The 646-nt window shown below is 65.6% G+C and carries 1 protein-coding gene; it reads right to left on the reverse strand.

The features are described from left to right. Positions 1 to 326: glycoside hydrolase family 48 protein (locus E1265_RS36635; protein WP_279571505.1), on the reverse strand; the 326-nt coding region annotated here is incomplete at its 3' end. Positions 327 to 646: the final 320 nt, after the last annotated feature.

Here is a 646-nt window from a genome sequence, read left to right on the forward strand (position 1 = left end):
ATCAGGTAGGAGTAGGCCTCGGACGTGGTCTCGTGCCCGTGGTCCGGCGCCTCGACGATCAGCGTCTCCACCGAGTGGTACGGAATCCCCTCGTCGGAGAAGTACCCGTTCGCCGGATCCTTGATCTTCTCGTACAGTTCAAGGAACTCCTGCTCGAACTGGAGCAGTTGAGGCTCGTCCGCGCTGGCGCCGCCGGCTGTGGCGGTCAGGCCAAGGGGCATGGACAGGGCGAGGACACCGGTCAACCACAACCGTTGCCGGGTCCTGCGGGCTCGCTTTCTGGCTCTTGTGGGGGTGGTGCTCGCTGATCCACGTGGGATCCGCATCGCGCCTCCTCGCGGCTCGTGGGGGGTGAGGAGCAGCGCGCGCGCCGTGGGGTGGCGCACACACGGAAAGTGCCCTCAGAGGACGTCAGTGGGAGCGCTCCCAAGAATTGAGCCATTGATTGCAGGCGTCAACCCCCTTGACGGAACTGCCTGTTTCAGGGCAGGTCAGCGGTCAATTCTCGAACGCCCCCTTGGCGGGAAGGGGTCGAATGGCCTACGGTCCCTTCAACCAGTGGGAGCGGTCCCAAGTGTCAGGTGCCGAGGACGGCGCGCCAGACGGCCCGGAGTCGCTCCGAATGCACCCCCACATCCCCCACACG

It is taken from the genome of Streptomyces sp. 8K308 (assembly GCF_004348315.1).
Classification (GTDB): Bacteria; Actinomycetota; Actinomycetes; order Streptomycetales; family Streptomycetaceae; genus Streptomyces.